The organism is Streptomyces sp. G45 (assembly GCF_049542095.1).
Classification (GTDB): Bacteria; Actinomycetota; Actinomycetes; order Streptomycetales; family Streptomycetaceae; genus Streptomyces.
Window position 1 is genome coordinate 1,398,273 of sequence record NZ_JBMUZU010000001.1, and the last position, 17,449, is coordinate 1,415,721.

Genomic DNA, 17,449 nt, shown 5'->3' on the forward strand with positions numbered 1-17,449 from the left:
CCCTCGACGCGGTCGGCGCGGACCCTGGTGTGCGGGGCGGCTGTCACGCGGGCTCCTCTCCGGGGACGGGGACGTCGGCGGGCAGCAGGCCGCTGGCGCGCGCCTCCCGCCAGAACGCGGCGGGGACGGGCGACGCGAACTGCCGTGCCGCGTCGGTGACATGGCCGGGCGCGTGGATGCCGACGAGCACGCTCGCCACGGCTGGGTGGCCGAAGGGGAAGGCGAGCGCGGCGGCCCTGAGCGTGGTGCCGTGCCGCTCGGCGAGGGCGCGCAGGGCGCGGGCCCGGTCGAGCAGGTGGCGCGGCGCCCTGCGGTAGTCGAAGCGCGCCCCGTCCCTCGGGTCGGCGAGCAGCCCCGAGTTGAAGACGCCGCCGATGACGACGGCCGCGCCGCGGGCGCGCGCCACGGGCAGCAGCTCCGTGAGCGCCCCCTGGTCGAGGAGCGTGTACCGGCCCGCGCACAGCACCGCGTCCACGTCGGTGTCGCGCAGGAACCGGGTGAGCATCCCGGTCTGGTTCATGCCCGCGCCGATCGCGCCGACGACGCCCTCGGCGCGCAGCTTCTCCAGGGCCGGGTAGCCCTCGCGGAAGGCCTGCTCGCCGTGGTCGTCCGGGTCGTGCAGGTACACCGCGTCGACGCGGTCGACGCCGAGCCGGGTCAGGCTGGCCTCCAGACAGCGGCGCACGCCGTCGCCGCTGAAGTCCCAGACGCGCCGGTACGCGGCGGGCACCGCGAAGCCGCCGTCCGCGAGGTCGTCCCCGGCGACGGGCCCGGCGACCGGTTCGAGGAGGCGGCCGACCTTGGTGGAGAGCGCGTACGCCGCCCGGGGGCGCCCGCGCAGCGCGGCACCGATCCTGCGCTCGGACAGGCCGAGCCCGTAGTGCGGGGCGGTGTCGAAGTAGCGGATGCCCGCGTCCCAGGCCGCGTCGACGGCGCGGGCGGCGTCCTCGTCGCTGACCGGCGCGTAGAGGTTGCCGAGGCCCGCGCCGCCGAGGGAGAGGCCGCTGACGCGCACCCCGCTGCGCCCGAGGGCGCGTGTGCCGCTCACCGGTCCACCGGGCGCGGCCTGAGGCCCTGCATGCCGCCGTCCACGGCGAGCGCGGTGCCGGTGGTGGCGCCGGAGCGCGGGCTCGCCAAGTAGGCGATGGCCTCCGCGACCTCCTCGGCCCGCACCAGGCGGCCGGTGGGCTGCCGGGCTTCGAGGGCGGCGCGTTCGGCGGCCGGGTCGGGGGCGGCGTCCAGGAGGCGGCCGACCCAGGGCGTGTCGACGGTGCCGGGGTTCACGCAGGTGACGCGGATGCCCTCGCGGACGTGGTCGGCGGCCATGGCGAGGGTCAGCGCCAGGACCGCGCCCTTCGACGCCGCGTACAGGGCGCGCCGCGGCAGGCCCGCCGTGGCGGCGATGGAGCAGGTGTTGACGATCGCGGCGTGCGCGGAGCGGCGCAGCGCGGGCAGCGCGGCGCGCGTGGTGCGGACCACGCCGAGGACGTTCACGTCGAGCACCGCGCGCCACTGGTCGTCGTCGTTGTCCTCGACGGTGCCCTGGGCGCCGATGCCCGCGTTGTTCACGAGGACGTCGAGGCCGCCGAGGTCGGCGACCGCCGCCGCGACCGCGCCGCGCACCGCCACGTCGTCGGTGACGTCGGCGGCGTATCCGTGCAGGGGCTTCTCGATGCCAGCGGGGTCGAGGTCGAGTACGGCGACCCGGGCGCCGCGCGCGGCGAGGAGGCCCGCCGTGGCCCGGCCGATGCCGGAGGCGCCCCCGGTGACCAGGGCGGTCAGTCCCGCGAAGTCCGTCATGCCGCTGCTCCGTCCTGCCGGGGGTGCTGGGGGTGCTCGGTCTGCTCAGTCTGTTCGGGTCGCTCGGGCTGCTCGGGCCGCTCGGTCCGCTGGGCGCGGTCGGCGGCCCAGAACGTGCCGTCGGGGTAGGTGAACCGGGCGAGGGACTCGGGCCGCATGGTCGCCGAGAACCCCGGCGCGGTGGGCGCGGTGTAGTGGCCGTCGCGGATCACGACGGGGTCCACGAAGTGCTCGTGCAGGTGGTCGACGTACTCGATGACGCGGTCCTCGGTGGTGCCGGACAGGGCCACGTAGTCGAACATCGACAGGTGCTGGACGAGTTCGCACAGGCCGACGCCGCCCGCGTGCGGGCACACCGGCACCCCGAAGCGGGCGGCGAGCAGCAGGATCGCCAGGTTCTCGTTGACGCCGCCGACGCGGGCCGCGTCGAGCTGGAGGACGTCGATGGCGTCGGCCTGGAGCAGCTGCTTGAACACCACGCGGTTCTGCACGTGCTCGCCGGTCGCCACCTTCACGGGGGCGACGGCGGCGCGGATCGCGGCGTGCGCGAGGACGTCGTCGGGGCTGGTGGGCTCCTCCACCCAGTAGGGGTCGAAGGGGGCGAGGGCGCAGGTCCAGCGCACGGCCTCGTCGACGTTCCACCGCTGGTTGGCGTCGACGGCGAGCCGGATGTGCGGGCCGACGGCGGCGCGGGCGGCGCGGCAGCGGCGCACGTCGTCGTCGAGGTCCGCGCCGACCTTCAGCTTGATCTGCGTGAAGCCGTCGGCGACGGCCTGGCGGGCGAGCCGGGTCAGCTTCTCGTCGCCGTAGCCGAGCCAGCCGGGCGAGGTGGTGTACGCGGGGTAGCCGCGCTCGCGCAGCAGCTCCGCGCGCCGGGCGGCCCCGGCCCGGCCGTCGCGCAGCAGGGTCAGGGCGTCGGCGGGGGTGAGCGCGTCGGCGATGTAGCGGAAGTCGACCTGGGAGACCAGCCACGCGGGGTCGGCGTCGGCGAGCAGCCGCCACAGCGGTGTGCGGGCCCGCTTGGCGGCCAGGTCCCAGACGGCGTTGACGACGGCGCCGATCGCCATGTGCATCACGCCCTTCTCGGGCCCCAGCCAGCGCAGTTGGCTGTCGCCGACCAGGTCGCGGTGGAGGCTCCCGGGGTCGGCGCACAGCGCGTCGACGGGGCGGCCGAGCACGTGCGGGCGCAGCGCGTGCACGGCGGCGACCTGCACTTCGTTGCCGCGGCCGATGGTGAAGGTGAAGCCGTGCCCTTCGAGTCCGTCGGGGCTGTCGGTGCGCAGCACCACGTACGCGGCGGAGTAGTCGGGGTCCGGGTTCATCGCGTCGGACCCGGCCAGCTCCCGCGAGGTCGGGAACCGTATGTCGTAGGTGTCGACCGCGGTGACGCGGCAGGGAGTTGGGGTCACAGGAGACCTTTCCGGAGGCGGAGGGGAGGCGCGGCGGGTCAGTCCTGTGCGCGGCCCGTGGTGACGCGGGCGATCATCAGGGCGAGCAGGATGATCCCGCCGTAGATGGCCTGGATCCAGAAGGACGGCACCTGGGCGAGGGTGAGCAGGTTCTGTACGACGCCGAGCAGCAGGACGCCGGTGAGCGCGCCGACCATGGTGCCCCTGCCGCCGTCGAGGCCGATGCCGCCGATGACGGCCGCCGCGAACACCGTGAAGATCATGTTCTGGCCCTGGTTGGCGTTGATGGCGCCGACGTAGCCGGTCTGCATCAGGCCGCCGAGGGCGGCGAGGGTCCCGGCGGTGACGTACACGCCGAGCATGACGCGCTCCACGCGGATCCCGGCGGCCCGTGCCGCCTCCGGGTTGCCGCCGATGGCGTACAGGGCGCGGCCCACCCGGTGGTACCGGAGCACCAGACCGGCGAGGCCGAACGCGCCCGCCGCGATCCACACCGACAGCGGCACGGTGAGGAACGTGGTCGTGGCGAGCGTGAAGAACGACTCCGGCATGCCGAAGAGGGTCTTTCCCTCGGTGGCGCCGACGAGGACGCCACGCAGCACGATCAGCATGGCGAGCGTGACGATGAAGGCGTTCAGCTTGAGCTTGACCACGAGGACGCCGTTGAAGCCGCCGATCACCGCGCCCACCAGGACGATCGCGAGCAGCCCCAGGGCCGCGGGCAGCTCGGTGCCGAACCCGGCCCGCGCGGCGGGCAGCACGAGCAGCGCGCCCAGGGCGGGCGCGATGCCGACGACCGACTCCAGGGACAGGTCGAACCTGCCGGTGATCAGGACGAGGGACTCGGCGAGCACGACCATGGCGAGGGCCGCGGAGGCGCCGAGGACCGAGATCAGGTTCCGCTCGGTGAGGAACGCGTCGTTGACGAACGCGCCGAGTACCAGGAGCAGCACCAGGGCGGGTACGAGGGCGAGTTCGCGGGCCCGGCGGAGGAGTGCGGCCTTGGCGGCGCGCCGGTCGGGGGTGCGGGGCGGGGCGAGCGGGGGCGCGGGCGTCTCGGTGGTGCCGCTCACGTCAGGGGTGTTGCTCACGTCAGCGGTGTCGCTCACAGCAGCGGTGCTGCTCACGTCAGCGGTGCTGCTCACGTCAGCGGTGCTGCTGATATCAGCGGTGTTGCTCACGTCAGCGGTGTCGCTCACGGGCCACCCCTTCGATGGAGGCGATCAGCTCGTGGTCGTGCCAGCCCGCCGGGTGTTCGGCGACGACGCGGCCGTGGAGGAGGACGAGGACGCGGTCGCAGCGGCGCAGGTCGTCGAGTTCGTCGGAGACGACCACGACGGCGGTGCCGTCGTCGCGGGCCCGGTCGACGCGGGCGAGCAGCGACTGCTTGGACTTCACGTCGACGCCCGCGGTGGGGTTGATGAGGACGAGCAGCCGCGGGTCGCTCGCGAGGGCGCGGGCCATCACGACCTTCTGCGCGTTGCCGCCGGACAGGGCGGAGACCGGCTGGTCGGGGCCCTCGGCGTGGATGTCGAGCCGGTCCATGAGCTGCCGGGCGAGGGCGCGCTTGCGCCGGGGGGCGACGAAGCCGCGGCGGCCGAGCCGGTGAAGGACGCTCAGGGTGGCGTTGTCGCCGACGGACAGGGTGAACACCAGGCCCTCGCCGTGCCGGTCGCGCGGCACGCAGCCCACCCCGGCGCGCAGCGCGGCGGGCACGTCCCCGAAGGGCAGCGGCCGCCCGTCGAGCGTGGCGCTGCCGCCGGTCGGGGTGTGCAGGCCCGTGAGCGACTCCGCCAGGTGGATCTTGCCGCTGGCGCTGGACCCGGCGAGCCCCACGACCTCGCCGCGCCGCACGGTCAGGTCGACGTCCGTGTACGACGCGCCGGTCAGGCCGCGCACGTCGAGCAGCACGGGCGCCTCGGGGGCACCGCTGGCCGGGCCGCGTTCGCGCGCTCGCTCAGCGACTCGCCCGCCATGGCCTCCACCAGGGCGGCGCGGGGCAGGTCGGCCACGGGCGCGGTGGTGATCCAGCGGGCGTCGCGCAGCACGGTGACGGCCTGGCAGACCTCGTACACCTCCCGCAGGTGGTGCGAGATGAACAGGAAGGTGACACCGGAGTCCTGGAGGGCGCGCATGCGGGTGAAGAGCCGCTCGATCTCCCGGTTGTCGAGCTGCGCGGTCGGCTCGTCGAGCACGATGAAGCGGGCCCCGAAGCTCAACGCCCGTGCGATCTCCACCAGCTGGCGGTCCTCGACCTTGAGGTCGGCGGTGCGGGCGCCCGGGTCGACGCGCACGCCCCAGGTGCCGAGGACGTCGGCGGCCTCGGCGCGGAGCCGACGCCAGTCGATGAGGCCGCCGCGCCTGTGGGGCTGCCGGTTGAGGAACAGGTTCTCCGCGACGGTCAGTTCGGGGACGACGGTGGGCTTCTGGTAGACGCAGGCGACCTGGCGGCGCCAGGCGTCGCGGTCGGTGAGGGGCGGCGCGGGCGCGCCGTCGAAGGCGATGGTGCCCGCGTCGGGCGCCTGGAGGCCGGTGAGCAGGGAGACGAGGGTGGACTTGCCCGCGCCATTGCGGCCGACGAGGGCGTGGGACTCCCCGGCGCGGACGGTCAGACGGCCGTCGCGGAGGGCGACGGTGGGGCCGTAGCGCTTGACGATCCCGGCGGCCTCGACGAGCGGGGCGGCGCCGGGCGGCGGGGGCGGGGTCGGCGTCGTCATCGGGCCGCGTTGCCCCACAGCTCGGCGTCGTCCACGTTGGCCCTCGTGACGAGCGGCGCGGGCAGCTGGTCCTCCAGGTTGCCGCCGGGCAGCCTCACGATGGTCGAGCCGTGGTCGGTGGGGCCCGGCTTGAACGTCTTTCCGTTCATCGCGGCCTTGATGTAGTACATGCCGTACTTGGCGTAGGCGTCGGCGGGCTGGGAGACAGTCGCGTCGATCCGGCCCTCGCGGATCGCCTCGTACTCCTGCGGGATGCCGTCGTTGGAGACGACGGTGATGTGCCCCTTCTCGCCCGCCTTCCTCAGCAGCCCCTTGGACTTCAGGGTCTGGAGGGTGGGCGCGAGGTAGACGCCGCCCGCCTGGAGGTAGACGCCCTTGATGTCTGGGTGGGAGGTGAGCAGGGTGTCCAGCTTGGCGGCGGCGGTGTCCGACTCCCACTTGGCGGGGATCTCCAGGACCTTCAGCTTCGGGTACTTGTCCTTGACGCAGTCGCGGAAGGCCTTCGACCGGTCCCGGCCGTTGACGGAGGCGAGGTCGCCCATGATCTGCACGACCTTGCCGCTGGTGACCTTCTCGCCGAGGTAGTCGCAGGCCTTCCGCCCGTACGCGGCGTTGTCGGCGCGCACCACCATCGCCACCTTGCCCTCCTCGGGGGCGACGTCCACCGCGACCACCGGCACGCCCTTGCGCTCGGCCTGGTCGAGCCCGGCGGAGATGGCGGCGCTGTCCAGCGGGGCGACGACGAGGCCCCTGACGCCCTGGTTGAGCTGGTTGTTGATGTCGGTGATCTGCTGCGAGGGGTCGCTGTTGGAGTTGACGGCCTTCAGGGCGTCCACGTCCTCGGCCTTCGCCATCTTCGGCACGTAGTCGTTGTACGACTGCCAGAACGGCGAGGTCAGCAGCGGCAGGACGACGCCCACCCGGCCCTCTCCCCGCCGCCCGGGCCGCCGGTGTCCTTGGTGCTGCCGCAGGCGCCGAGGGCGAGCGCGGCGCAGGCCGCCGCGGCGACGGCCCCGAGCGCCCGGCGTGGACCGTGTGTCCCGCGTGGACCGCGTGCCCCGTCTGGACCGCGTGTCCTGGGTGGCCTTCCTGGAGTGTTCCGCACAGTGCTGCCGACCATCTGACGGCTCCTCATCAAGGGACTTCCAGAGGGACCGGATCGCGCTCCCGGTGGTGGATGGGCGAATATTTATCAGACCACTTGGCGCACACAACACCCCTCGTTGCCAAGTTTTCCCGCTTTCCGGTCGCAGTGGTCCGACCACATCGGTGGCTAGACTGCGCGGACCCGGCAAGTGCGGGGCAGATGAAGGGCTAGTGAGGGAGCGTCACGTGAACCAGGCCCCGCAGGGCGCCGTGCCCGCGCAAAAGGGCCCCGCACAGAAGGGCCCCGCACAGAAGGGCCCCGCACAGAAGGGCACCGCACAGAAGGGCACCGTGACGCAGCGGGCCATCGAGCGGATCAAGGCGATGATCGCCGAGGGCCTGCTTGAGCCGGGCCAGCGGCTGCCCACCGAGCGGGACCTGGCCGCGCAGCTCGGCATCTCCCGCAGCTCCATGCGGGAGGCCATCCGCGCCCTGACCGTCCTCGGCGTCCTTCAGGCGCGGCACGGCTCGGGCATCTACGTCACGCGCCTGGAGGCCGACGACCTCCTGGAGACGTTCGGCGTGGTCGCCGACCTGTCCCGGGGGCCGCGCCTGGTGGAGCTGCTCGAAGTGCGGCGCGTCCTGGAGTCCACCGCGACGGGCCTGGCGGCAGCCCGCATCACCCCGGCCCAACTGGCGGAGGTGAAAGGGCATTTGGACGCGATGAACGCCACCGACGACCCCGAGGAGATCCTCTCCCACGACTTGGCCTTCCACCGCGCCATCGCCCTGGCCGCGGGCAACGACACCATGGCGGCCATCCTGGACGGCCTGTCCTCGCGCACCTTCCGGGCCCGCGTGTGGCGCGGCTACCAGCAGGAGGGCGCCTTCGAGCGCACCCGCCGCGAGCACGCCCGCATCCACCGCGCCCTGGCCGCACGGGACCCGGAGGCGGCGCGGGCCGCGGCGGCGGCGCATGTGGGGGAAGTCGAGGAGTGGCTGCGGGGGCGGCTGGAAATCTAGCCTTCGCCGCGGGGGCCGTTCCGCTCACCGGAACGCACTGTGGCCCCTCGCCCCTCCTCTGGACACACTCGACGAGCCCGCGCCCTGGTCCGCGCGGGCTCCGTCATGAGTCCCTCTCCGAGGAGGAACGATGAGACAGACACGCACAGGGGCCCTGCCCACCCGCCGCCATGTGCTCGCACTGGGCGCGGCGGCCCTCGCGGCGGCGGGGGCCCAGGGGCTCGCCGCACCGGGCGCGGCCGCGCGGGAGCGCCCGGCCCGCGGCCGGGACGGCGTCAGCGACGGCAGCACGTTCATGGCGTGGCGGGGCCTCGGCGGCGACCAGCGGGTCTTCTGGAGCGGGCTGCGGGGGACGGCACCTGGTCCGGCCCGCAGACGGTGCCCGGCGCGCTGAGCAGCGGTGGGGTCGCCCTGGCCGGGCCGTCCGGCGGGCCGCTGCACATGACGTGGAAGGGCGTCGAGGGCGACGAGCGCATCTGGTGGAACCGGTTCGACGGGTCATCCTGGTCCGGGGCGCAGACAGTGCCCGGCGCCCTGACGAGCGTCGGTCCGGCCCTCGCCCCGTACGCGGGCGTGTTCATGGTGTGGAAGGGCGTCGCGGGCGACGAACGCGTCTTCTGGAACAGCCAGTTCAGGGGCTGGACGGGGCCGCAGGTCGTCCCCGGTGCCCTCACCGGCTTCACGCCCGCCGTGGCCGTCGACCACATCGGCACGTATGGCGTGCCACGCATGGCGTGGAAGGGCGTCAGCGGCGACGAGCGGATCTTCTGGAACACCTACCAGGGCGGTGACACCGGCGCCAACAACTGGACCGGGGCGCAGCCGGTGCCGGGCGCCTTCAGCAGCGCCGGGGTGGCGCTCGCCGGGCCGCCCGGGGGCGGTCTGCACATGGCGTGGAAGGGCGCGGGCAACGACGAGCGGATCTGGTGGAGCAGGCTGTTCCCCAACTCGGCCTCCTGGACGTCCCCGCAGGTCATCCCGGGCGCCCTCACCAGTGTCGGCCCCGCACTCGCCGTGTCCTCCGGCTCCGTCCACCTGACCTGGAAGGGCGTCAGCGGCGACGAGCGCATCTGGTGGAGCAGGTTCCCCGGCAGCTCGTGGACGCCGCCGCAGACGATCGGCGGCGCCTCGACCGCGTTCCGCCCTGCGCTGGCCACGATCGGCCTCTGAGACGCCCGCGCGCACGGGGTGAGGCTTCGCGTCGGCGCCATGCCTCTTGACACACGCCCCGTCAGTTCACGTCCACGTCGTCGAACAGCTCCAGCATGCTCGTCAGGACGCGCACGCACGCCGTGACGTCGGCGTCGGTCAGGTCGCCGCGCACCTGCCGCATCACGGCGTGCTCACGCGCGGCCGCCGCCGAGATGGCCGCCTCCCCGTCCCCCGTCAGCCGGATCAGCGAGGACCTGCGGTGGGCGGGGTTCGCCGTGATCTCGACCAGGCCGCGGGCCGCCGCGTCGTGCACCATGCGCTGCACGAACTGGCGGCTGAGCGACTGGGCGCGGCCCATCTGCGGCACGGTCATCGGGCCGTGCCTGCGCAGCAGGTCGAGGACGGCCCGTACACCGACGGACAGCCCCTCGATGGGCTCGGACTGCTCCACCTTGCGCTGTACGCGCCGGTACAACGGGCCCACCAGGTCGAAGACTTCGGTGAGCCGGTGGGCCAGCTCGTCGGCGGCGAGGGGGCGGCCGCGGTCGGCGGCTCACCGGATGGCGTGGGGTTCGGCTCCTCGGGCACGGCACCATCATGACACCCAGGTTGCCACCCCAAGGGAAACTTGACACCTTGGGTGTCATGACTGATGCCTTCGCTGTGCACGAGTCTTCCGCGTACGGGGCCGAAGCACCCGACGTACGCGCCTTCCCCACCGAGGACGGCGCCCTCGCCTACCGCGACACCGGCGCGGGCGACCCGCTGGTCCTTCTCCACGGCGGCTTCCTCGACCACCGCATGTGGGACGACCAGGTGGCGTCCTTCTCCGAGCGGTACCGCGTCATCGCGCCGGACACCCGCGGCCACGGCCGGTCGGCGAACGCGACCAGGCCGTTCCGGCAGACCGACGACCTCGCCGCGCTCCTGCGCCACTTGGATGTCGGCCCGGCGGTGCTCGTCGGCCTGTCGATGGGCGGGGGCATCGCGGTCGACACCGCCCTCGAACACCCCGATCTGGTACGGGCCGTGGCGGTCTGCGGCGTGGGCACCAGCGAGCCCGAGTTCCACGACCCCTGGGTCAGGGCGCTCCTGGCCGAGTGGGACCGGGCGTACGCCGCCGGTGACGCGGCCGCCTTCGTGGAGGCGACCCTGCGGTTCGCGCCGGGCCCGCACCGCACGATGGCCGACGTCGACCCGGACGTCGTACGCCGACTGCGGGACATGACGGAGGGCACCGTCGCCAAGCACACCGAAACGCAGCCGGTCCTGCCCGTTCCCGTCACGGACACCTGGGCGCGCGCCGAGGGCCTGGCCGTGCCGGTCCTCGCCGTCGTCGGCGACCTGGACTCCGCCGACCACATCGCGATGGTCGAGCGCCTCGCCCGCACCGTGCCCGACGGCCGCGCGGCGACGGTCGAGGGCACGGCCCACTACCCGAACATGGAGCGTCCCGAGGCCTTCGACGCGCTGCTGGAGGACTTCCTTCGGTCGCTGCCCGCCCGGTGACCGCCTGGCGGTCCCGGACCGCGAGGACAGGCGGGGCGGGCGGGGCGGGTGGCACCGACCTTGCCCCGTACGCCCTGCTCCCGTGACCGTCGCGGTAGCCGGGCCCCAACGGGTCGCCGCCCCGGGCCTGTTGACCGGCGGGGAACTCGGTCTCGTACCAGTCGGCGATCTCGTCGTACGCCGCCGTCGGACCCATCCGCGCCTCCCGTTCGGCCCGGGGCGCCCGCAGGGCCCGGTTCCCTCCGCGACTTCGCTCGGGGCGGAAGGAACCGGCGGCCCGGCGGGCGCGTAGGCGGCTCAGGCGCGGCGCAGCCGCAGGGTCATCAGCTCGAACGGCCGCAGCGCCACCGTCACCGTGTCGCCGTCGCGCTCCGGCGCCCGGTCGAGGGCCCGCTCCAGGAGGTCGGTCGTCTCGGCGCCCGCCACGGGGAAGCCGAAGCGCAGCGTGGCGCGGGCGCGGCCGCCGCGGGCCTCGTGGAAGCGGACCACGACGTCGCCGCTGCCGTCGTCGGCGAGCTTGACGGCCGTGACGACCACGGCGTCGTTGTCGACCGAGACCAGCGGGGCGACGTCCGCCGCGGCGCCCGTGACGCGGCGCTCGGGCAGGTTGACGCGGTAGCCCTCGCGGACCGCGTCCAGGATGTCCGCGCCGGGCGCGAGGGCGTGCCGGAAGCGGTGCACGCCCTGGTCGGTCTCCGGGTCGGGGAAGCGCGGCGCGCGCAGCAGCGACACGCGGACCGTGGTGGTGGTCCCGGCGTCGGAGTCGCGGACCGTGCGGCTCACGTCGTGGCCGTACGTGGAGTCATTGACCAGGGCGACGCCCCAGCCGGGCTCCTCGACGTGCACGAAGCGGTGGTTGCAGGCCTCGAACTTGGCGGCCTCCCAGCTGGTGTTGGTGTGGGTGGGCCGGTGGAAGTGGCCGAACTGGGTCTCGGAGGCGTACCGCTCGGCGTGCACGTCCAGCGGGAAGGCCAGCTTCAGGAACTTCTCCGTCTCGTGCCAGTCGACCTCGGTGTCGATGTCGAGGCGGCGCTGCCCGGGCGCGAGGGTGAGCACCTGGGTCATGCGGGAGTCGCCGAAGCGCCGCACCACGCGCACGGACGCGCCCTCGCCGGGCGTGACCTCCTCGGCGTCGGTGAGGTCGGTGACCGTGTTGCGGTAGAACTCGTCGACGTCCCAGGCGTCCCACATGTTGGGGAAGTCGGCGTGCAGCTGCGGCAGGTTGGCCGCCCGGCCGGGCGCCACGGTCTCGCGGCCCGCGACGAGGTCGTACGCGGAGACCACGAGCCCGCGCCCGTCGACCTCCACGCGCAGCAGGCCGTTGTCGAGGACGAAGCCGCCCTCGGCGCGGGCCGCGATCGCGGACTGGCCCTCGGCGACGGGCGCCTGGGCGCCGCCCGCGGGGACTCCGGCGCGGGCGTGCGGCGCGGAGTTGAACACGACCGTGGCGCTGCCCTCGCCCGCGAGGGCCCGCTGGGCGGCGTCGATGACGCCGTTCAGCTCCTCGGCGACCGCCGCGTAGGTGGCGCGGGCCTCACGGTGCACCCAGGCGATGGACGAGCCGGGCAGGATGTCGTGGAACTGGTGCAGCAGCACCGTCTTCCAGATCCGGTCCAACTGCTCGTACGGGTACGGGAATCCGGCCCGCACGGCGGCCGTGGCGGCCCACAGCTCGGCCTCCCGCAGCAGGTGCTCGCTGCGCCGGTTGCCCTGCTTGGTGCCCGCCTGGCTGGTCAGGGTGGCGCGGTGCAGCTCCAGGTACAGCTCGCCCACCCACACCGGCGGGTTCGGGTACTCGGCCTCGGCCTTCTCGAAGAACGCGGCCGGGGTCTCCCACTCCACCGTGGGCGAGCCCTCCAGGTTCCGCATCCGGGCCGCCTTGGCGACCATCTCGCGGGTGGTGCCGCCGCCTCCGTCGCCCCAGCCGGTGGGCGCCAGCGAGTGCCGGGCCACGGCCTTGTCCTTGAAGTTCCGCGCCGCATGGGCGATCTCGGAGCCCTTCATGGAGCAGTTGTAGGTGTCGACGGGCGGGAAGTGCGTGAAGATCCGCGTGCCGTCGATGCCCTCCCACTGGAAGGTGTGGTGCGGGAACTTGTTGGTCTGCGACCAGGAGATCTTCTGTGTGAGCAGCCACTTGGAGCCCGCGGCCTTGATGATCTGCGGCAGGCCCGCCGCGAACCCGAAGGTGTCCGGCAGCCAGGCCTCGTCGTTCTCGACGCCGAACTCCTCCAGGAAGAACCGCTTGCCGTGCACGAACTGACGGGCCATCGCCTCCGAGCCGGGCATGTTGGTGTCGGACTCCACCCACATGCCGCCCGCCGGGACGAACCGGCCGTCGGCCACCGCCTTCTTCACCCGCGCCCACACCTCGGGCCGGTGCTCCTTGATCCACGCCCACTGCTGCGCCTGCGACATGGCGAAGACAAAGTCGGGCTCCTCGTCGAGCAGCGCGGTCATGTTGGAGGTGGTGCGGGCCACCTTGCGGACCGTCTCGCGCAGCGGCCACAGCCACGCCGAGTCGATGTGGGCGTGGCCGACGGCGCTGACGCGGTGCGCGGAGGCGTGCGCCGGGGCGGCGAGGACGTCCGCGAGCCGGTCGCGGGCGGCGCCCGCCGAGCCGTTCACGTCCTGGAGGTCGACCGCGTCCAGGGCCCGCTCGACGGCCCGCAGGATCTCGTGCCGCCGCCCGGAGTCCTCCGGCAGCTCCTGCATCAGCTCGCCCAGCACCTCCAGGTCCATGACGAGCCCCCACACCGTCTCGTCGAAGACGGCGAGGTCCATGCGCTCCAGGCGGTACTGGGGCTCGCTGCCCGCGGTCTCCTTGTCGCCGAGCTGCGTGGGCAGGAACGGGTGGTAGTCCAGGATGACCGGGTTGGAGGCCGCCTCGACGCTCAGCGCGACCTCCTCGCCGCCCTCGGCCCGGTCGGCGATCCGCACCCACTGGTTGCGCGGGTTGAGGCCCTTCACCGGGCTGCCGTCCGGGCGGTACACCAGGCCCTCGCACTGGAAGCCCGGCATGTTCTCGTCGAAGCCGAGGTCGAGGATCGCCTCGACCGTGCGGCCCGCCCAGGCGGCCGGGACCGTGCCCTTCACATGGAACCAGCTCGTGCCCCAGGGGGCGCCCCAGCGGGCGCCCACCTCGATGGGCTCCGCCGGGGCGGCGAGGCCCTCCGCCACGGGGACCGGTTCCCCCGGGGCGTTCCAGACGGCGACCTCCAGGGGACGGACTCCGGATAGACCGCGGGCCTGATCCGCTCGTCCAGTACGCGCTTGAGTCGGCCTTCTATGAGCTTGCGGTTGTCGTGCATGTGGGTTGTCTCCGTAGGTCGCACGTGGGTGGGTGGCTGACGGTGGTGCCCTCGCGGGCAGCGCCCCAGACCCGCCCCTTCCCGAACCAGGGGGCCAGCCCCCTGGCACCCCCGAAAATCGGCCTGGCGGCCTCGTCCTCAAACGCCGGACGGGCTATTTCCAGCCCGTCCGGCGTTTGAGGACGAGGCGCGGAGCGCCGGGAAGGGCGGGTGGGTGGGGGGAACCGGTCAGAGGACGTCGGACGGGCGCACCACCTCCGTGATGCCGCGCCCCGCGAGATACGCCGCGTCGGACACCCGCTCCGCCAGCACCAGCGCGGGACGGCCCCCCTCCCCCGTCATCCGCGCGAACGCCTCGAAGACGTCGCCGCCCGGCGCGCACACGGACCGCCGCTCGGCGCGGGGGCCGACGTCCACCACCAGCGCCGTACGGCGCACGGCGGGCACCGCCCACCGCTCCTTGGCGAGCCGCGCCAACGCGGCCCCCGCGGGCTTCACCCGCCCCTCGTTGGTGAGCAGTCCCAGGCTGTACTCAAGGTCCGGGAAGTCCGCGAGCGACCGCGACACGTCGTGGGAGCACCACCACGTCACGCCCCACACGTCCGCGCAGTCCAGCGCGGCGACCACCGTGGCCTCGGTGAACGCGGCGGCGTCCGCCGCCGGGATGAGCGGGGCGGGCGCGCCGACCTCCTGGAGCCACACCGGCCGGTGCGGGTCGAGGGCCCAGGCCTTGGACAGCTCGATGAGGTAGGCCGCGTGGGAGCGGGTCGCGGCCCCGTCGCGCCCGTGCCGCTGCGCCGTGCCGTTGAACACCCAGGAGTGCACGGCGGTGACGCCGCCGAGCCGCGCGGCCTGGGCGGGAGTGAAGGGCTGGTCGTCCTGGTACCAGGCGGCGTCGTACTCGGCGTGCAGGTGCAGGCGACCGGGCGCCCCCTCCTCGCACGCGGCGAGCACCCGCCGCAGCCAGGCCTCGGCCTGCTCCTGGGTGATGCGGTCGGGGTCGGGGTGGGGGCCCGCGGCGAACTGGTTGATCTCGTTGCCGATGGTCATGCCGATGAAGTTGGGCCGGTCGGCGAGCGCGGCGGCGAGCGTACGCAGATAGTCGCACTGCCCGGAGACGACGTCGTCGTCGGTGAACAGGTTGCGCCGGTGCCAGGTCTGGGTCCAGGCGGGCAGGAAGTCGAAGCTGGACAGATGGCCCTGGAGGCCGTCCACGTTGACGTCGAGGCCGCGTTCGGCGGCGGCGTCGGCGAGCGCGACGAGCTGCTCCACGGCGCGCGGCCGGATCAGGGTGCGGTTGGGCTGGAAGTACGGCCAGATCGGGAAGACCCGGATGTGGTCGAGGCCGAGCGCCGCGATGCCGTCGAGGTCACGGCGTACGGCGTCCAGGTCGAAGTCGAGCCAGTGGTGGAACCACCCTTCGCTGGGGGTGTAGTTGGCGCCGAAGCGGGGCGCGGCGGGGGCGGGGGCCGGGCCGGGCAGGTCGTCTGACGTCAAGGCGGATCCTGGTTCTCGGGGGTGGTCAGGTCGTACGAGGATGGGGCGGGTCAGCCCTTGACGGCGCCCTCGCCGACGCCGCGGAAGAAGTACCGCTGGAGGCAGGCGAAGAGCACGATCAGCGGCAGTACGGCGATGACGGTGCCCGCGGCGACGAGGCGCTCGTCGTTGGCGAAGGTGCCGTGCAGATAGTTGAGGCCGATGGTGAGGGTGAACTTGTCGGGGTCGCTCAGGACGATCAGCGGCCACAGGAAGTCGTCCCAGGCGCCCATGAAGGCGAAGATGGCGACGACGGCGAGGGTGCCCTTGACGGCGGGAAGCGCGATGCGGAAGAACCGCTGCCACACATTGGCCCCGTCGACGAACGCGGCCTCCTCGATCTCGTACGGGACGTTGAGGAAGGCGTTGCGCATCAGCAGGACGTTCAGGGCGGAGACGCAGCCCGGCAGCAGCACGCCGATGAGCGTGTTGTTCAGGCCCAGGTCCCGCATGGTCGTGAACTGGGCGATGATGATGCCCTCGACGGGCACCAGCATGGCGAGGATGAACACGAGGGTGGCCGCCTTGCGGCCGCGGTAGCGGAGCCGGGCCAGGGCGTAGCCCGCGAGGGCGGCGCCGACGCAGTTGGTGACGACGTTGGCGGCGGCGACCTTCAGGGAGTTGAGGGCGTAGTCCCACACGGGGATGGTGTCGGCGACGCGCTCGTAGTTGCGCAGGGTCGGGTCGGAGGGCAGGAACTTCGGCGGCGAGCTGAAGATGTTCTCGTGCGGGCCCTTCAGGGACGTCGACAGCTGCCACAGGAACGGGCCGATCATCAGGGCGAGCACGGCGAGCAGCAGGACGTAGCGCAGCGCCAGCTCCCACACCCGCATGCGCCGCCCGTTCTCGTCCCTGACGTGCCACTTCCCGGTGCGCGGCGCGGGGGTGCCGGAGGTGTCGGAGGCTTCCTGGACGGGGGTCACCGGTCCTCCTTCCGGTCGGCGCGCAGCACGAGCAGCATCAGCGCGACGGTGACGACGAAGATGACGACGGAGATGGCGGAGGCGTAGCCGACGCGGCCGGTGAGGCCGGTGCCGGTGCGCTGGACCAGCATGACGAGCGTGGTGTCCTCGCCCGCGGGCCCACCGGCCGGACCGGCCATCAGGTACACCTCGGAGAACACCTTGAACGCGGCGACCGAGGACAGCGCGGCGACCAGGACCATGGTGGAGCGCACAGCGGGCACGGTGACGCTGACGAAGCGGCGGACGGGCCCCGCGCCGTCGACGGCGGCGGCCTCGTGCAGCTCGCGCGGCACGTTGGCGAGCGCCGCCAGGTAAATGATCATGTAGTAGCCGAGGCCCTTCCAGACCGTGACGGCCATGGCGGAGAACAGCAGCAGCCACTGGTCGCTGAGGAAGCCGACCTTGTCCGCGCCGACCGCCTCCAGCACGGCGTTGACCAGGCCCCGTTCGTCGAGCATCCACACCCAGATCAGGCCGACGACGACGATGGAGGCGACGACGGGGGTGTAGAAGGCGGACCGGAAGAACGTGATGCCGGGGATCTGCTTCTGCACGAGCAGCGCCAGCAGCAGCGGCAGGATCACCAGGGCGGGCACGACCACGAGGACGTAGAGCGTGCTGTTGCGCAGGCCGATCCAGAACATGTCGTCGTGCAGCAGCTCGCGGAAGTTCGCGAGGCCCACGTACTTTCCGTCGACCAACTGCCGTTTGTCGGTGAAGGCGTTGGCGACGGTGGAGACGAACGGGTAGAGGATGAACCAGCAGACGACCACCAGGCCGGGAGCGGCGAACAGCCAGGGGCTGGTGGGCAGTTGGCGCCGGATGCGGCGGCGGGTGCCCGCCTCCCCGGCGGCGGTCCGCCGGTCGGCCGCGGCGGCGGCTCCGGCGGGCCGCACCGGGGCGGCGGGGGGATCGTGACGAGTCGGACTCTTCATGGCTGACGT

Annotated in this window: 12 protein-coding genes and 3 pseudogenes; 4 read left to right on the plus strand and 11 right to left on the minus strand. The window is 73.4% G+C overall.

Features of this window, described 5'->3' with window-relative positions; translation table 11 throughout:
• Positions 1-43: 43 nt before the first annotated feature.
• The 6 genes and pseudogenes from ACOBQU_RS05645 to ACOBQU_RS05670 all read right to left on the minus strand — a co-directional run bounded on the left by ACOBQU_RS05645 (position 44) and on the right by ACOBQU_RS05670 (position 7,046).
• On the minus strand, positions 44-1,048 hold the full coding sequence (locus tag ACOBQU_RS05645; RefSeq protein ID WP_423624801.1) for an aldo/keto reductase: 1,005 nt from the start codon (positions 1,046-1,048) through the stop codon (positions 44-46).
• Positions 1,045-1,800 (minus strand): SDR family NAD(P)-dependent oxidoreductase, encoded by a 756-nt coding sequence (locus ACOBQU_RS05650; RefSeq protein WP_423624802.1) that lies wholly within the window; start codon positions 1,798-1,800, stop codon positions 1,045-1,047. Before ACOBQU_RS05650 ends, ACOBQU_RS05645 begins: the two co-directional genes overlap by 4 nt.
• The gene (locus ACOBQU_RS05655; RefSeq protein ID WP_423624803.1) at positions 1,797-3,209 is read right to left on the minus strand and encodes an enolase C-terminal domain-like protein; all 1,413 of its coding nucleotides are present in this window, start codon (positions 3,207-3,209) and stop codon (positions 1,797-1,799) included. Before ACOBQU_RS05655 ends, ACOBQU_RS05650 begins: the two co-directional genes overlap by 4 nt.
• 38 nt (positions 3,210-3,247) lie before the next feature.
• Positions 3,248-4,282, minus strand: a complete 1,035-nt coding sequence (locus ACOBQU_RS05660) for an ABC transporter permease (protein ID WP_423634270.1) — start codon at positions 4,280-4,282, stop codon at positions 3,248-3,250.
• A 109-nt stretch (positions 4,283-4,391) separates the two neighbouring features.
• A pseudogene (locus ACOBQU_RS05665) lies at positions 4,392-5,926 on the minus strand (sugar ABC transporter ATP-binding protein).
• Positions 5,923-7,046, minus strand: a pseudogene (locus ACOBQU_RS05670) (sugar ABC transporter substrate-binding protein). Before ACOBQU_RS05670 ends, ACOBQU_RS05665 begins: the two co-directional pseudogenes overlap by 4 nt.
• Positions 7,047-7,363: 317 nt before the next feature.
• Between ACOBQU_RS05670 and ACOBQU_RS05675 the strand changes: the two are divergent.
• From ACOBQU_RS05675 to ACOBQU_RS05685, 3 genes are all read left to right on the plus strand, one after another.
• Positions 7,364-8,035, plus strand: a complete 672-nt coding sequence (locus ACOBQU_RS05675; RefSeq protein WP_423634272.1) for a FadR/GntR family transcriptional regulator — start codon at positions 7,364-7,366, stop codon at positions 8,033-8,035.
• 130 nt (positions 8,036-8,165) lie between these two features.
• Positions 8,166-8,429: a hypothetical protein gene (locus ACOBQU_RS05680; RefSeq protein ID WP_423624804.1), complete on the plus strand. Its 264-nt coding sequence runs from the start codon at positions 8,166-8,168 to the stop codon at positions 8,427-8,429.
• Positions 8,414-9,205, plus strand: a complete 792-nt coding sequence (locus ACOBQU_RS05685; RefSeq protein WP_423624805.1) for a hypothetical protein — start codon at positions 8,414-8,416, stop codon at positions 9,203-9,205. The genes ACOBQU_RS05680 and ACOBQU_RS05685 overlap by 16 nt, the downstream gene beginning before the upstream one ends.
• A gap of 61 nt (positions 9,206-9,266) precedes the next feature.
• Here the strand turns inward: ACOBQU_RS05685 and ACOBQU_RS05690 are convergent, their stop codons facing one another.
• Positions 9,267-9,704 carry a MarR family winged helix-turn-helix transcriptional regulator gene (locus ACOBQU_RS05690; protein WP_423634274.1) on the minus strand — a complete coding sequence of 146 codons (438 nt, stop codon included), beginning with the start codon at positions 9,702-9,704 and terminating at the stop codon, positions 9,267-9,269.
• Positions 9,705-9,832: 128 nt separating this feature from the next.
• Between ACOBQU_RS05690 and ACOBQU_RS05695 the strand changes: the two genes are divergently transcribed.
• On the plus strand, positions 9,833-10,696 hold the full coding sequence (locus tag ACOBQU_RS05695) for an alpha/beta fold hydrolase (protein WP_423624806.1): 864 nt from the start codon (positions 9,833-9,835) through the stop codon (positions 10,694-10,696).
• 297 nt (positions 10,697-10,993) lie between these two features.
• Here ACOBQU_RS05695 and ACOBQU_RS05700 read toward each other — a convergent pair.
• From ACOBQU_RS05700 to ACOBQU_RS05715, 4 genes and pseudogenes are all read right to left on the minus strand, one after another.
• A pseudogene (locus ACOBQU_RS05700) lies at positions 10,994-14,004 on the minus strand (alpha-mannosidase).
• 228 nt (positions 14,005-14,232) lie between these two features.
• A complete protein-coding gene (locus tag ACOBQU_RS05705) occupies positions 14,233-15,501 on the minus strand; it encodes a glycoside hydrolase 5 family protein (protein WP_423624807.1) in 1,269 nt (422 codons plus the stop codon).
• A gap of 50 nt (positions 15,502-15,551) precedes the next feature.
• On the minus strand, positions 15,552-16,373 hold the full coding sequence (locus ACOBQU_RS05710; protein ID WP_423634276.1) for a carbohydrate ABC transporter permease: 822 nt from the start codon (positions 16,371-16,373) through the stop codon (positions 15,552-15,554).
• A gap of 86 nt (positions 16,374-16,459) precedes the next feature.
• A complete protein-coding gene (locus ACOBQU_RS05715) occupies positions 16,460-17,440 on the minus strand; it encodes a carbohydrate ABC transporter permease (RefSeq protein ID WP_423624808.1) in 981 nt (326 codons plus the stop codon).
• Between the last annotated feature and the right edge of the window lie 9 nt (positions 17,441-17,449).

What these genes read in the sequence shown, in the direction of transcription:
- ACOBQU_RS05695 (WP_423624806.1), top strand. Translation starts at nt 9,833, where the DNA reads ATGACTGATGCCTTCGCTGTGCACGAGTCTTCCGCGTACGGGGCCGAA.
- ACOBQU_RS05680 (WP_423624804.1), top strand. Translation starts at nt 8,166, where the DNA reads ATGAGACAGACACGCACAGGGGCCCTGCCCACCCGCCGCCATGTGCTC.
- ACOBQU_RS05710 (WP_423634276.1), bottom strand. Translation starts at nt 16,373, where the DNA reads ATGCGGGTGTGGGAGCTGGCGCTGCGCTACGTCCTGCTGCTCGCCGTG.
- ACOBQU_RS05715 (WP_423624808.1), bottom strand. Translation starts at nt 17,440, where the DNA reads ATGAAGAGTCCGACTCGTCACGATCCCCCCGCCGCCCCGGTGCGGCCC.
- ACOBQU_RS05650 (WP_423624802.1), bottom strand. Translation starts at nt 1,800, where the DNA reads ATGACGGACTTCGCGGGACTGACCGCCCTGGTCACCGGGGGCGCCTCC.